The sequence below is a fragment of the Mesorhizobium sp. M0030 genome, from assembly GCF_040323695.1.
GTDB lineage: Bacteria > Pseudomonadota > Alphaproteobacteria > Rhizobiales > Rhizobiaceae > Mesorhizobium.
In genome coordinates, this window is record NZ_JAMYVE010000010.1 from 206,660 (window position 1) to 219,629 (window position 12,970).

Genomic DNA, 12,970 nt, shown 5'->3' on the forward strand with positions numbered 1-12,970 from the left:
ATGCACAAAGCCTGGGAGGAGGCATCATGCTGGAACTGAGAAACGTGACGAAGATGGTCGGCGCGGTGGAGCATATCCGCGACGTGTCGCTGACGCTTCAGCACGGCTCGCTCAACGTTTTGCTCGGGCCGACACTGTCGGGCAAGACCAGTCTGATGCGGCTGATGGCCGGACTCGACGTGCCGACCACCGGTTCAGTCTGGTTCGACGGCCAGAATGTCACCGGCATGCCGGTGCAGCAGCGCAAGATCGCCATGGTCTATCAGCAGTTCATCAACTACCCCGCGATGACCGTCTACGAGAACATCGCCTCGCCGTTGCGCGTCGCCGGCACCGACCAGGCCAAGATCGACAAAGAAGTCCGCAACGCGGCAGGGCTTTTGAAGCTCACACCCTATCTCGACCGCACGCCGCTCAGCCTGTCCGGCGGCCAGCAGCAGCGTACGGCGCTGGCCCGCGCCATCGTCAAGAATGCCAGTCTGGTGCTGCTCGACGAGCCGCTCGCCAATCTGGATTACAAGCTGCGCGAGGAGTTGCGCGCCGAGCTGCCCAAGATATTTGCCGCCGCCGGCACCATTTTCGTCTACGCCACGACCGAGCCGCATGAAGCCTTGCTGCTCGGCGGCAATACGGCGACGCTGTCCGAGGGGCGGATCACCCAATTCGGGCCGACCATCGACGTCTTCCGCAAGCCGATCGACCTGGTGACGGCGAAAACCTTTGCCGATCCGCCGCTCAACACCATCGTGCTGGCCAAGAAAGGTCCCGATTTCCTTCTCGAGGGCGGCGTCAAGCTGCCGGTACCGGCCGAACTCGCCGGCATTTCCGACGCCAACTACACGATCGGCTTCCAGCCGCATCATCTGTCGCTCGAGCGGCCCAACGCTGCCGCGGTGCCTGTGCGCGCCAAGGTGACGATCACCGAGATCACCGGCTCGGAAAGCTTCATCCATCTCGATTTTGCCGATGCGCGCTGGGTCATGCTGACCCACGGCATCCGCGATTTCGAGCCCGACGCCGAGATCGAGGTGTTTATCGATCCGCGTCACATCATGGTCTTCGACAGCAACGGCAGCGCCGTCGCCGCGCCGAAGCTTGCGGCCTGAGGGGGGAGAGATGGCGCGCATCGACGTCAACCATGTCAGGCACTCCTACCTGCCCAATCCGCAGAAGGATGCCGATTTTGCGCTGCGGGAAGTGCACCACACATTCGAGGATGGCGGCGCCTACGCGCTGCTTGGGCCTTCGGGTTGCGGCAAGACCACGCTGCTCAACATCATTTCGGGACTTTTGCACCCCTCGCACGGTGAGTTGCTGTTCAACGGCAAGGACGTCACCAATCTGTCGACGCAGGAGCGCAACATCGCGCAGGTGTTCCAGTTCCCGGTCATCTACGACACCATGACCGTTTACGACAATCTTGCCTTCCCGCTGCGCAACCGCGGCGTGCCGGAGGCCGATGTCGACCGCAAGGTGCGCGAGACGCTGGAGATGATCGACCTGGCGTCGTGGGCGAAGAAGAAGGCGAGGGGCCTGACCGCCGACCAGAAGCAGAAGATCTCGCTCGGCCGCGGCCTGGTGCGCTCGGATGTCAATGCTATCCTGTTCGACGAACCGCTGACGGTTATCGATCCGCACATGAAGTGGGTGCTGCGCTCGCAGTTGAAGCAACTGCACCGCCGCTTCGGCTACACCATGGTCTATGTCACCCATGACCAGACCGAGGCGCTGACCTTCGCCGACCAGGTCGTCGTCATGTATGATGGCGGCATCGTCCAGATCGGCACGCCGGCCGAATTGTTCGAGCGCCCGCGCCACACATTCGTCGGTTACTTCATCGGCTCGCCCGGCATGAACGTCATGCCGGTGGCGATCGACGGCAAGACCGCGACGATCGGCAGCCAGCGCATCGAGCTGCCCGGCGCGCCAAAGACCGCCGCTGGGAGCTCCGGCGCCATCGAACTCGGCATCCGCCCCGAATATGTCAGGCTCGGCCGTGACGGCATGGCGGTTAAAATCAGCAAGGTCGAGGATCTCGGCCGCCACAAGGTGGTGCGCGCCAGCCTCGAAGGCCGCGAGATCGCTGCCGTCATCGGCGAGGACGAGAGCGTGCCGGCCGACCCAAAGGTTCGCTTCGATCCGGCCGGCATCAACATCTATGCCGATTCCTGGCTGGTTGAGATGGGGCGTGTCGAGATGGGGGCATAGATGGAAAAGACCTGGAACAACAAGGCCTGGTTCCTGGTGCTGCCGGTGCTGGTGCTGGTGGCGTTCTCGGCCGTCATTCCGCTGATGACGGTCGTCAACTATTCGGTGCAGGACACCTTCGGCAACAACGTCTTCTTCTGGGCAGGCACCCAGTGGTTCGAGGAACTGCTGTCGTCCAGCCGCTTCTGGGAAGCGATGGTGCGCAACCTGATCTTCTCCTTCATCATCCTGGCCATCGAAGTGCCGCTCGGCATATTCATCGCGCTCAACATGCCGAAGAAGGGGTGGGGCGTGCCGGTCTGCCTGGTGCTTATGTCGTTGCCGCTGCTCATTCCGTGGAACGTCGTCGGCACCATCTGGCAGGTCTTCGGCCGCAACGACATCGGCCTGCTCGGCTACTACGTCAACGCGCTCGGCATCGACTACAATTACGTGCAGGATTCGTTCGACGCCTGGGTCACCATCATCATCATGGACGTCTGGCACTGGACCAGCCTTGTCGTGCTGCTCTGCTATGCCGGCCTGGTTTCGATCCCGGATGCCTTCTACCAGGCGGCCAAGATCGACGGCGCCTCGCGCTGGGCGGTGTTCCGTTATATCCAACTGCCGAAGATGCAGCGTGTGCTTTTGATCGCCGTGCTGTTGCGCTTCATGGATAGCTTCATGATCTACACCGAGCCCTTCGTCGTCACCGGCGGCGGCCCCGGCAACTCGACCACCTTCCTGTCGATCGACCTCGTCAAGACCGCGCTCGGCCAGTTCGACCTCGGTCCGGCGGCCGCCATGTCGCTGGTCTACTTCCTGATCATCCTGTTGTTGTCGTGGGTGTTCTACACCGTGATGACCAACTACGACGCGGAGCGCTGAGATGAGCGGCGCCAACGAAAGAGCCGACAGAGTGAGCGAAACCACCGCTTCGGGAAAATTGGCGAGCACGCTTTCGCAGGATCAGGTCGCCCGGCTGATGCGCAAGCGCGGCGAGGAATCGCGCTGGTGGTGGATCGTGCCGACGATCTACATCATCGTGCTTCTGCTGCCGATCTACTGGCTCATCAACATGAGCTTCAAGACCAATGCCGAGATCGTCTCCTCGCTGACGCTCTATCCGCATCAGCCTACGATCGCCAACTACGTCACTATCTTCACCGATGCGTCCTGGTATTCGGGCTACATCAACTCGATCACCTATGTTGTTATGAACATGGTGATTTCCGTGGCTGCGGCGCTGCCGGCGGCCTACGCCTTTTCGCGCTACCGCTTCCTCGGTGACAAGCATCTGTTCTTCTGGCTGCTGACCAACCGCATGGCGCCGCCGGCGGTGTTCGCGCTGCCGTTCTTCCAGCTCTATTCGGCCTTCGGCCTGATCGACACCCACATCGCGGTGGCGCTGGCGCACTGCCTGTTCAACGTGCCGCTGGCGGTGTGGATCCTCGAAGGCTTCATGTCGGGCGTGCCCAAAGAGATCGACGAAACAGCCTATATCGACGGCTACTCCTTCCCGCGCTTCTTCGTCAGGATCTTCATGCCACTGATCGCCAGCGGCATCGGTGTCGCCTGCTTCTTCTGCTTCATGTTCTCATGGGTCGAACTTTTGATCGCTCGCACGCTGACGACCACCGATGCCAAGCCCATCGCCGCCACCATGACCCGCACCGTTTCGGCCGCCGGCATGGATTGGGGCCTGCTCGCCGCAGCCGGTGTGCTGACGCTGATCCCCGGCGCGCTCGTCATCTGGTTTGTCCGCAACTACATCGCCAAGGGCTTCGCCCTGGGGAGGGTGTGATGAAACAAACGCACGGGTTCATCCTCACCACCACCGCCAAGGGCTTTGCCCCGGGGAGGGTGTCACCATGAATCTCGACCTCACCTGGATGGCGTGGACGTGGCCGACGGCGGCGTTCTTCGGCACCATTCTTCTGCTGCTGTGCGGCATGGCGTTTTGGGAATTTGCCTCGCCGGGCGGCAATCCGCGCGTCGGCATCCTGCGCTTCGAGACGACGCGCGGCGACCGTCTTTTTCTGTCGCTGCTTGGCAGCGCCTTTATCCATCTCGCTTGGCTGGGTCTTGTCGGATCCAACCTGTGGTGGGCTCTCGCTCTCTCCGTGGTCTACGCCGTCGGCGTGTTCCGCTACGTATAGAGGGGGAAACTGTTGGATCGACCGCGTGCCGGCGGCCGTTCCAGATCGCACTTGAAACCTAAATGTGGAGGAAACCTATGCGACGGCAATTTTTAACATCAACAACTGCCCTTGTCCTGTTGCTCGGGGTAGGCAACGCCTACGCCGGAATGGATGAGGCCAAGGCGTTTCTGGACAAGGAAATCGGCCCGCTGTCGACGCTCGACCGCGCCGGCCAGGAAGCAGAAATGCAGTGGTTCATCGATGCCGCGAAGCCTTTCGCCGGCATGGACATCAAGGTCGTGTCCGAAACCATCGCCACCCACCAGTATGAATCGCAGGTGCTGGCGCCCGCCTTTACCGCCATCACCGGCATCAAGATCACGCATGACGTCATCCAGGAAGGCGACGTCGTCGAGAAGATCCAGACCCAGATGCAGACCGGCCAGAACCTCTATGACGGCTGGGTCAACGATTCCGACCTGATCGGCACCCACTGGCGCTACCAGCAGGTCCGCAACCTGACCGACTGGATGGCGGGCGAGGGCAAGGACGTTACCAATCCGAACCTCGACCTGAAGGATTTTATCGGCACCTCCTTCACCACCGCGCCGGACAAGAAGCTCTATCAGCTGCCCGACCAGCAGTTCGCCAACCTCTACTGGTTCCGTTACGACTGGTTCAACGACGAGAAGAACAAGGCCGACTTCAAGGCGAAATACGGCTACGACCTCGGCGTTCCCGTCAACTGGTCGGCCTATGAGGACATCGCCGAGTTCTTCACCGGCCGCGAGATCGACGGCAAGAAGGTCTATGGCCACATGGACTACGGCAAGAAGGACCCGTCGCTCGGCTGGCGGTTCACTGATGCCTGGCTGTCGATGGCCGGCAACGGCGACAAGGGCCTGCCGAACGGCCTGCCGGTCGACGAATGGGGCATCAAGGTCAACGAGAAATCACAGCCGGTCGGCTCCTGCACGGCGCGCGGCGGCGACACCAACGGCCCGGCTGCCGTCTACTCGATCCAGAAATACCTCGACTGGCTGAAGGCCTACGCTCCGGCCGAAGCCCAGGGCATGACCTTCTCCGAATCCGGCCCGGTGCCGGCACAGGGTGCGGTCGCGCAGCAGATATTCTGGTACACCGCCTTCACCGCTTCGATGGTAGACGCCGGCGCCAAGGCGGTGCTGAACGACGACGGTACGCCGAAGTGGCGCATGGCCCCGTCGCCGCATGGCGTCTACTGGAAGGACGGCATGAAGCTCGGCTATCAGGACGTGGGTTCCTGGACGCTGATGAAGTCGACGCCGACCGACCGCGCCAAGGCCGCCTGGCTCTACGCGCAGTTCGTGACCTCGAAGACGGTCGACGTGAAGAAGAGCCATGTCGGCTTGACCTTCATCCGCGAAAGCACGATCCACGACAAGAGCTTCACCGAACGTGCGCCGAAGCTCGGTGGTCTGATCGAGTTCTACCGCTCGCCGGCCCGCGTTCAGTGGTCGCCGACCGGCACCAACGTGCCCGATTATCCGAAGCTGGCACAGCTCTGGTGGCAGGCGATCGGCGATGCCTCGTCCGGCGCCAAGACGGCGCAGGAAGCCATGGACTCGCTCTGCGCCGAGCAGGAAAAAGTCATGACCCGCATCGAGAAGTCGGGCGTCCAGGGCGATATCGGCCCGAAGATGGCCGAAGAGCATGACCTCGCCTACTGGAACGCCGACGCGGTCAAGAACGGCAATCTCGCGCCTCAGCTGAAGATCGAAAACGAGAAGGAAAAGCCGATCACCATCAACTACGACGAACTGGTGAAGAGCTGGCAGAAGTAATCTTGGCGTACGCGCCAGGATCATAGTGAACGGGGAGGCGGCATCTTGCCGTCTCCCCTGTTTGTATAGGCGAGCTACCGGGAGGACTAATGACCGGATACATCCTTGCAATCGACCAGGGTACGACATCGACCAGGGCGATCCTGTTCGACGGCGCGATGAAGGTCGCCGGCAGCAAGCAGCAGGAATTCACGCAGCATTATCCTGCCTCCGGCTGGGTCGAGCATGATCCGGAAGAGATCTGGGCAAGCGTCGTCGCCACCGTCAAAGGCGCGCTGAAGGCCGCCGGCCGCGAGGCTTCGGATGTGGCGGCGATCGGCATCACCAACCAGCGCGAAACCGTCGTCATCTGGGACAAGGCGACCGGCAAGCCGATCCACAATGCCATCGTCTGGCAGGACCGCCGCACCGCGCCGCTCTGCCAGAAGCTGAAGAAACACGGCCTGGAGAAAAAGTTCACCAAAAAGACCGGCCTGCTGCTCGATCCCTATTTCTCCGGCACCAAGATCGCCTGGATGCTGGACAAGGTGAACGGTGCGAGAAAGCGCGCCGAAAAGGGCGAACTGCTCGCCGGCACCATCGACAGTTTTTTGATCTGGCGGCTGACCGGCGGCAAGGTGCATGCGACAGATGCCACCAACGCCTCGCGCACGCTGGTCTACAACATCGAGAAAAATGTCTGGGACGACGAGCTGCTCTCCATCCTGCGCATCCCGGTGGCGATGCTGCCTGAGGTCAAGGATTGCGCCGACGACTACGGCGTGACGGAAAAAAGCCTGTTTGGCGCCGAAATCAAAATCCTTGGCGTGGCCGGCGATCAGCACGCAGCGACCATCGGCCAGGCCTGTTTCGAGCCAGGCATGATGAAATCGACCTATGGCACCGGCTGCTTTGCGCTGCTCAACACCGGCGCCGATCTGGTGCGCTCGAAGAACCGGCTGTTGACCACCATCGCCTATCGGCTGAACGGCAAGACTACCTATGCCTTGGAAGGCTCGATCTTCATCGCGGGTGCCGCCGTGCAATGGCTGCGCGACGGCATCAAGGTGATCGGCAAGGCCGAGCATAGCGGCGTATTGGCGGCAACCGCCGACCCCACGCAGAACGTCTATCTGGTGCCGGCTTTCGTCGGTCTCGGCGCGCCGCATTGGGACGCCGAAGCGCGTGGCGCGATCTTCGGGCTGACGCGCAACTCAGGCCCGGCGGAGTTCGCCGGCGCGGCGCTTGAATCCGTCGCCTACCAGACGCGCGATCTCCTCGACGCCATGCGTAAGGACTGGAAGGGGGCATCGGCCAAAACCGTGCTTCGCGTCGACGGCGGCATGGTGGCCTCCGACTGGACCATGCAGCGGCTGGCCGATATCCTCGATGCCCCGGTCGATCGCCCGACCATTCTGGAGACGACGGCGCTGGGCGCAGCGTGGCTTGCCGGCTCGAAGGCGGGTGTGTTGCCGAAGGCGAAGGATTTTGCCAGGAGTTGGGCGCTCGAGCGCCGCTTCAAGCCGGAGATGGATGCCGACACCCGCTCGGCAAAACTGGCGGGTTGGCGCGACGCGGTGCGCCGGACATTGAGCGCGTCCTGATTTCGCACTTAAGACCAAGTCCGCGAAAAGACGAAGCCCGCGCCCGTTGCCGGCGCAGGCTCCGTCCTACCCTAACTTCGCCCTAAACACATCAATAGGGCGAATTACACTGCCGCCGAGGGCCGTAGTTGGGCTGGAATGTGTTGTCCGAGGCGCGGTAGGAGCGATAGCGGTCGTAGCACCACTGCACATGCGCATCGCCGCCGTAGACGCGGTTGTTCTCGCTGTTGACGATCGCACCGGTGATCAAGGCGCCGGTGGCGAAGGCAGCCAGCGGGAACCAGTAGTCGCCGTGACGGCGATAGCCGCGGTGATATTCGCGATAGCCGCGATGGCCATTCCAATAGCTGCCGCCATCATTGTTGCGCGAGAACTGGCGGCCTACGCGGAAATCGCGATTGCCGGAATTGCGGTTGCCGTGGCGCATCCACCGCCAGTTGTCATGACGAGAATCGCCCACATTCACGATGTCGGACGAAGTTGCTGATGACTGGGGCACGAACATCTGGGCGGCATTGGCCGGCATAGCGGCGGCCGCGGCAAACGAAATTGACAGGGTGGTCGCCAGTAGACCCGTTGCGATCTTGTTCATGATCTTCTCCTTGAAGGGTGGTTGACGTCCCTTGTGAGACGAAAACGGCCCGCTCGTGCGATGGTTCCCACCAAAACAGTAAGTTGCTGATTTGTAATGTTTCTCGAATTCGGCGCGTGAGAAAAGGCGCGTCTCGCGCGCCAACAGATCGAAGCGGCGACCACGTTGCGGGAGCGGCTCACCGGGCTGGTGACGACGCAATTTGCGGCGCGTCTGGCGATGGCTGAAACCCCGGTCGAAGGGCCATCTTTTTCCGGTTGACCGGTCGCGGCACTCTCCCTATGTTCCGCGCAATTTCGAGGGCGGCCTTTAGAGCCCGCGGGAGCGCGTAGCTCAGCCGGTAGAGCAACTGACTTTTAATCAGTAGGTCTCGGGTTCGAACCCCGACGCGCTCACCAGAAATATTTCGTGCGGAAGTTGCCCTGTCAGCAGCCCCCATCGCCCCCTACAATCGCCGCCCGGTCTTGACGTCGAACAGATGAGCGCAGGCGCGGTCGATCTCGATGCGCATCTGCTCGCCCTGTTTCAGTGCCAGCCGCTCGCGGAAAAGGCAGGAGATTTCTTCTCCGGCGCAGTCGACCCTGGCAAAGATTTCCGAACCCGTTGCTTCCAGAAGCACGATCGTGCCGGGGATTCCTTTGGCGGTCGTCGCTCGGATGTGTTCGGGGCGGATGCCGTAGATGAGGTCGCCGCCGGGTATGTTTGCCAGGTCGATGCCTTCCGGCAGCGGCAAGATCAGTCCACCGGCGCTGCGGAAAACACCTTCCTCGACATGGCCGCGAATGAAATTCATCGCCGGCGAGCCGATGAAGCCGGCAACGAAGAGGTTGGCCGGGCGATCGTAGAGATCGAGCGGCGCGCCGATCTGCTCGACAAGGCCGTCATGCAGCACGACGATCTTGTCGGCCATGGTCATGGCCTCGATCTGGTCGTGGGTGACGTAGATGGTGGTGGTTCCCAGCCGCTGGTGCAGCGCCTTGATCTCGCCGCGCATCTGCACGCGCAATTTGGCGTCGAGATTGGACAGCGGCTCGTCGAACAGGAACACCTGCGGGTCGCGCACGATGGCGCGGCCCATGGCGACGCGCTGGCGCTGGCCGCCGGAAAGCTGACGCGGATAGCGGTCGAGCAGCTTGTCCAGGCCGAGAATGCTGGCGGCCCTCCCGACGCGGCCGGCGGTGTCGGCCGGATCGGCTTTCTTGATCTTCAGGGCAAAGCCCATATTGTCGGCCACCGTCATATGCGGATAGAGCGCGTAGTTCTGGAACACCATGGCGATGTTTCGGTCGCGCGCCCTGAGATTGTTGACGACGCGATCGCCAATGGCGATCCTGCCGCCCGTGATCGTTTCCAGTCCGGCAATCATGCGCAGCAGCGTAGACTTTCCGCAGCCCGACGGCCCGACCAGGATGACGAATTCGCCATCGGCGATGTCGACGCTGACATCGTGGATGATCTTGGCGGCTCCGAAAGCCTTCTGAACGTTGTTGATTGTTACCGATGCCATTGGATTTCTCCCGGAAATGAGTCATGTCGGGGCCGTGCCTCAGCCGCCCTTGACGGCGCCTGCGGTCAGCCCGGCGACGATCTGCCTTTGCGCGAACAGGGTCAGCACCAGCACCGGCAGCGTGACCACAAGTGCTGCGGCGGCGAGCGGACCCCAGCTCACCTGCTCGTAGGAAAGCATGTTGTAGACGGCGACCGGCAGCGTGCGGGTCTCGCGGCTGGCGAGCACAATGCCGAAGACGAAATTGTTCCATGAGAAGATGATCGACAGGATGAAGGCGACGACAATGCCCGGCTTGGCGATGGGCAAGGCGACCAGCCGGAACACCTGCCAGGAACTGGCGCCATCGATGTTGGCCGCTTCTTCCAGCTCCATCGGCGTGGTCTCGAAATAGCCGATCATCACCCAGACCACGATCGGCACCGTCACCACCAGATGGATGATGATCTGCGGCCACAGCGTGCCGAGAATGCCGACCCACTGGAACAGCAGGAACAGCGGAATGAGATAGGAAAGCCCCGGCGTCATGCGGGCGATCATGATGACCACCGCCGAGCGTTCGGCCTTGAGCCGCGCGATGCCATAGCCCGCCGGCACGCCGATCAGCAGCGCCAGCAACGTTGCCGTGCCCGTCACCAGAACCGAATTCCAGAAATAGAGCAGGAAATTGTTCTCCTCGAATACCTTCACATAGTTCGACCAGGCGAGATGTTCCGGGATCAGGATCGGCGGGTAGGCACCGTTGTCGATCTCGAACTTCAGCGACAGCGAGATCATCCAGAGGAAGAACAGGATCGCCGGCGAGACGAAGACCAGAGCCGCGAAAAACAGCCCGATCCGGTTGAGCAGCCGTGAACTCATCTATTTGCCCTCCACCCCGATCCATTGGGAGCGCTGGCGCAGCATCAGCAGGATGAAGGACAGCGCGACGATGACGATGAAGAACACCACGGCCATGGCCGAGCCATAGCCGATGTCGTAGTAGGAGAAGGCGGTGTTGTAGAGATAGATGTTGATGGTTTCCGAGGCCGTGCCCGGTCCGCCCTGGGTCATCGCGTAGATGATGTCAAAACTCTTCAGCGCATCGATGGTGCGGATGATCATGGCGATCATCAGGAACGGCGCGATCATCGGCAAGGTGAGATAGCGGAACTGCTGCCAGGCGTTGGCGCCGTCGATCTCGGCGCTCTCGAAGGGCTCGCGCGGCACGGAGGCCAAGCCGCCCAGCACGATCAGCATCACCAGCGGCGTCCACTGCCAGGTCTCGACCGCAACCAGGGACGGGATGACCGTCCTGGCGTTAAAGATCCATTCCTGCGCCGGAATGCCGACCAGCGACAACAGATAGTTGAGCACGCCAAGCTGGGGATGGAACATCATCGTCCAGACCAGCGCCACGGCGACTGGCGTTGCCATCATCGGCATGACGAAGACGCCGCGCAACAGGCCGCGCAGCGGAAATTTGGCGTCGAAGATCAGCGCCGCGACAGTGCCAAGGAACATCGGCGCCGCGACCGAAAGCGCCGTGTAGGTCAGCGTATGGAAAAGCGATTCCCAGAAGCGTTGGTCGACTGCCAGCCGCAGGTAATTTTCCATCCCGGCAAAGCTTCGCGCCTGTCCGAGGGTCCAGCGGTTGACGCTCATCCACAGCGTGAAGGCCCAGGGAAAGACGATCACGGCGCCGACGACGACGAGCGCCGGGACGACGAAAGGCCAGTAGTTGGGAGCCAGACGGATGGTCTGGCCCCCTTCGATGGCTTGCGTCGTCACCCCGGTGCGTTCTGGGGTGATGGCGGACATCAGCCTTGCTCGCTCCGGTCGAGCACCGGCTGGAACTGCTCGGTGGCCTTCTTCAGTTCCTCTGCCGGATCGGCGCCGGCGATCAGATTGGTCAGCGCCACGCCATAGATGTCGCGGAACTCGGTGACCGGAATGATGACCGGCAGCGACAGCCGGCTGACATCGCCCGAGCCGACCACGGCATCGAGCCAACTCGCCGGCATGGTGACGCCTTCGCGCACCTTGGGGTCTTCCAGCACCGACTTGCGGAACGGCACGCCGGCGCCAGCCTGCAGCAGGCGCGCACCCATCGCAGGCGAAATCGCCCACTGGCAGAACAGATAGGCAGCTTCCTTCTTCTCGCTGGTGGCCGTCACGCCGAGGCCGTCACCAAAGGTGCCCGCGGCATGCGCCTTGGGGCCCTTGGGCATGACGCCGTAGCCGACCTTGCCGACCACACGCGACTTTTCCGGATTTTCCATCGGCGGGGCAAAGCCGACGCCATCGAACCACATGCCGATCTTGCCTTGCAGGAAGGCGGACTGGGCTTCGGCCCAGTTGAATCCGGTGACGCCTGGAGGCGCCGACTTGGTCATCAGCCGCTGGTAGAGGCTGGCGGCCTCGATCGCCTCGGGCGAGGTCGTGCGCAGCTTGCCCTTGTCATCGAGCGGCGTCATGTCGTAGCCGAGCATCAGCGACGTCCATACCGGCGTGTTGGCGTTTTTCAGGCCGCGGGCGACAAAGCCGTAGGTGTTGGTCGACGGGTCGGTCAGCGCTTCGGCGGCCGCCACCAGTTGCTCGAAGGTTTCAGGGTATTTGAGGCCCTTGGCCTCGAACAATTCCTTGTTCCAGTAGACGATCCAGTAATCCACCGAGAACGGCAGCGAGCGCAGCACGCCCTGGCCGTCCTTGGCAAACAGCATGCCGGCATCGGCGAAATCGGTTTCCACCAGCGCAGGATCGGTCAGGGTCGGGTCAGCGAGATAGCCTGATATGTCGGCCAGCCAGTCGCCCTTTTCGAACTGGCGCTTCTGCACGTGGTAGCTCAGATGCACGACGTCGAAGCTCGGTTTGCCGGAGCTCAGTTCGATCACCGTCTTCTGGCGCTGCTGCTGTTCCGGCGTCGCTTCGGCATTGACCTTGATCCCGGTCAGTTCCTCGAACTCGGCGATGTATTTTATCAGCGTGTCGCTGCGCGGGCTTTTCACCAGATTGACGTCAAGCGTCGTTCCCGCAAAGCGCTTCCAGTCGACGCCGGCGGCAAAGCTTGGGCGAACGCCCGCAAAGCCGGCGGCGGCAAGCGCCGCGGTTCCCTGAAGCAGTTGCCTCCTGGTTGGGTTGAACAGATTGCACGACAT

Annotated in this window: 12 protein-coding genes and 1 tRNA gene; 8 read left to right on the forward strand and 5 right to left on the reverse strand. The window is 62.2% G+C overall.

What is annotated here, in order from left to right; genetic code table 11:
- Positions 1-26: 26 nt before the first annotated feature.
- The 7 genes from NKJ80_RS20880 to glpK all read left to right on the forward strand — a co-directional run bounded on the left by NKJ80_RS20880 (position 27) and on the right by glpK (position 7,734).
- Entirely contained in the window at positions 27-1,106 is a 1,080-nt protein-coding gene (locus tag NKJ80_RS20880; protein WP_023696518.1) for an ABC transporter ATP-binding protein, read from the forward strand.
- Between the two features lie 10 nt (positions 1,107-1,116).
- On the forward strand, positions 1,117-2,208 hold the full coding sequence (locus tag NKJ80_RS20885; RefSeq protein WP_023730147.1) for an ABC transporter ATP-binding protein: 1,092 nt from the start codon (positions 1,117-1,119) through the stop codon (positions 2,206-2,208).
- Positions 2,209-3,075, forward strand: coding sequence for a carbohydrate ABC transporter permease (locus NKJ80_RS20890; RefSeq protein ID WP_023712374.1), 867 nt, complete (start codon positions 2,209-2,211; stop codon positions 3,073-3,075). It abuts the gene before it with no gap.
- 1 nt (position 3,076) lies between these two features.
- Complete coding sequence (locus NKJ80_RS20895; protein WP_023670976.1) at positions 3,077-3,991, forward strand: carbohydrate ABC transporter permease; 915 nt, start codon at positions 3,077-3,079, stop codon at positions 3,989-3,991.
- A gap of 67 nt (positions 3,992-4,058) precedes the next feature.
- Positions 4,059-4,346, forward strand: coding sequence for a DUF2160 domain-containing protein (locus NKJ80_RS20900; protein WP_023670977.1), 288 nt, complete (start codon positions 4,059-4,061; stop codon positions 4,344-4,346).
- Between the two features lie 77 nt (positions 4,347-4,423).
- Positions 4,424-6,151 (forward strand): ABC transporter substrate-binding protein, encoded by a 1,728-nt coding sequence (locus NKJ80_RS20905; RefSeq protein WP_023670978.1) that lies wholly within the window; start codon positions 4,424-4,426, stop codon positions 6,149-6,151.
- A gap of 89 nt (positions 6,152-6,240) precedes the next feature.
- The gene (gene glpK, locus NKJ80_RS20910; RefSeq protein ID WP_352498237.1) at positions 6,241-7,734 is read left to right on the forward strand and encodes a glycerol kinase GlpK; all 1,494 of its coding nucleotides are present in this window, start codon (positions 6,241-6,243) and stop codon (positions 7,732-7,734) included.
- Positions 7,735-7,825: 91 nt separating this feature from the next.
- On the opposite strand, the gene NKJ80_RS20915 is transcribed toward glpK, so the two are convergent.
- Positions 7,826-8,326 carry a BA14K family protein gene (locus NKJ80_RS20915; RefSeq protein WP_023724353.1) on the reverse strand — a complete coding sequence of 167 codons (501 nt, stop codon included), beginning with the start codon at positions 8,324-8,326 and terminating at the stop codon, positions 7,826-7,828.
- A gap of 322 nt (positions 8,327-8,648) precedes the next feature.
- Between NKJ80_RS20915 and NKJ80_RS20920 the strand changes: the two genes are divergently transcribed.
- Positions 8,649-8,724 (forward strand) — tRNA-Lys (locus tag NKJ80_RS20920).
- Between the two features lie 47 nt (positions 8,725-8,771).
- On the opposite strand, the gene NKJ80_RS20925 is transcribed toward NKJ80_RS20920, so the two are convergent.
- From NKJ80_RS20925 to NKJ80_RS20940, 4 genes are read right to left on the reverse strand one after another with little or no spacing between them, the layout of a single operon-like run.
- On the reverse strand, positions 8,772-9,833 hold the full coding sequence (locus NKJ80_RS20925; RefSeq protein ID WP_023819932.1) for an ABC transporter ATP-binding protein: 1,062 nt from the start codon (positions 9,831-9,833) through the stop codon (positions 8,772-8,774).
- Positions 9,834-9,872: 39 nt separating this feature from the next.
- Entirely contained in the window at positions 9,873-10,694 is an 822-nt protein-coding gene (locus tag NKJ80_RS20930) for a carbohydrate ABC transporter permease (protein ID WP_023700756.1), read from the reverse strand.
- Positions 10,695-11,633 carry a carbohydrate ABC transporter permease gene (locus tag NKJ80_RS20935; RefSeq protein WP_023670984.1) on the reverse strand — a complete coding sequence of 313 codons (939 nt, stop codon included), beginning with the start codon at positions 11,631-11,633 and terminating at the stop codon, positions 10,695-10,697.
- Entirely contained in the window at positions 11,633-12,970 is a 1,338-nt protein-coding gene (locus tag NKJ80_RS20940; protein WP_352498238.1) for an ABC transporter substrate-binding protein, read from the reverse strand. Before NKJ80_RS20940 ends, NKJ80_RS20935 begins: the two co-directional genes overlap by 1 nt.